Here is a 1687-nt window from a genome sequence, read left to right on the forward strand (position 1 = left end):
AGGTGGTCCCATGCACCTGGCAGAAATCAGCTCACAGTGGTCCCATGCTCATGGCAGACGACAAGGGCAATCGCCGGTTCCGCGACTGTGTCCGAGAAGACGCCCTGTTCGGACGCGCATTCGCACCGTTCGCCCGCATATCGGACACACGCGCTCCTCCATACTGAACGACCTCGTTTCGGACGGACTAGGTTCAAGGTGCAAACCCTAGGATCGCTGTCGAGGCGGCCTGGCGCAACCGGTCTATCCGATCGGGGCGCTTTCTATTGCGCTGGAACAGTTCTGGGTCAGTTGCGGTACACATAGAGTCACACTCAGAGAACCCCAACAAATCCGAGAAGCGCATCGAGCCCGCCGTAGCAAAAGAGTCAACCCTGGGACGACTCGTGACGAGTGATCGCTCGCGCTTCACTGTCCCTCCGCCGTACCAGAACTGGGGCATTCTGTTAAACACAAATGTCCCAAACGCCTAGGGCCATCCACCACCGACCAGCTTCTCGTATCGCGGAGGCACTGCACTCGATCGCCGACAAACTTTGCCGATCGAGTGACCGACGAGTACGCCGGGTGACTAGTCACACCGAATGTCGACTCAGGCTCGGCATGACCCCGGCTAGGACGGAGGTCACTTGGTGGCGTCCTCAGCCGTGCCGTAGAAAAGTATCGGGACAGGTCGGGAACCGCACCCGCTGACGATTGGGACCACGATGGCGCGCACCGAGGCACGTGAGTTGTTCAGCAATGGGAATGACGTACGTGTCTCGGTTTTCGATGACGGCCGGTTAAAGGTTTGGTCGGTCGCGCACGCCTGGGAAATTGATCCTCCGGACAGACACAACGCGCTCGGCCAACAGGTCCGCTTGCGCCCCGCACGGCGGCTGAGCGCGCCGGGAGGCACCGAAAGGGCAACGGTCATATGCACAGATTCAAGCCATGGCGAGAGCGCTGCGGGAACCGTCGCGATGAGCAACGGATCATTCTTTACCTTCCTGCACGACGGAAGCGTTCTGGTGGGCAACGACACTCGTGACATACACGAGACCTTCAACGGCGTTCGAGGGGAGACAGGCGGTTCGGTGATGATCACGTTCTCGGGGACCATGCGACCGAAAATGTTTCGCGAGTACGACCACTTCGTAGAGGTGTCGGAGAAATCGCGCCCCATGCCGAACAGGCTCTATCCCGGCGAAGTCGAGATTCTTGAAGGCAAAATCAAGTACGTATAGCGGAACGGTGCGCGTGCGACGCGGGCGTGCGCAAGCAAACGTCGCCTGATCAAGACCTTCTCCGATGCCGAGTTTTACGCAGCAGAATAATTTCGCTGCCTTGCTTGCCGACGGAGTGGCAACGCCGCCAGGTAGTGACGGCGGTATTGACGTGGTATCGCGTGACGCTATCGCGCAGGTGAAGATGGAGGGTGTTGCCGCAGGGCGACCGGTCGTTCCGGCACTTGTCGGAGTAGCGACGATTGAAGGTCAGAAGCCACTATCTGCTCGCTCGCTGGCTATACGCCCCCTTGCGTTGGAGTAGGCGGACCGGTCTCCGGTGGCGTGCTTCGAGCTTGCAATCGATAGATCGGTCCTTGCAGTCAATGCTGCGGCCAGGGAACTACAGCCCTAGCCTGCCGCTTTCACGGTAATTCCTTCGGAGTTGGTGTCGTACATGAAGAAAGGTGCTATGAGCTGGG

At 59.3% G+C, this 1687-nt stretch carries 1 protein-coding gene; it reads left to right on the forward strand.

Annotated elements, in window-relative coordinates; translation table 11 throughout:
- Positions 1 to 707 precede the first annotated feature (707 nt).
- Positions 708 to 1226, forward strand: coding sequence for a hypothetical protein (locus ACHIRB_RS20055; RefSeq protein WP_395126753.1), 519 nt, complete (start codon positions 708 to 710; stop codon positions 1224 to 1226).
- Positions 1227 to 1687 lie beyond the last annotated feature (461 nt).

It is taken from the genome of Antrihabitans spumae (genome assembly GCF_043944905.1).
Classification (GTDB): Bacteria; Actinomycetota; Actinomycetes; order Mycobacteriales; family Mycobacteriaceae; genus Antrihabitans; species Antrihabitans spumae.

Bases quoted from the DNA above. Each gene is read 5' to 3' on its own strand.
- ACHIRB_RS20055 (WP_395126753.1), top strand. From the start codon at position 708: ATGGCGCGCACCGAGGCACGTGAGTTGTTCAGCAATGGGAATGACGTA.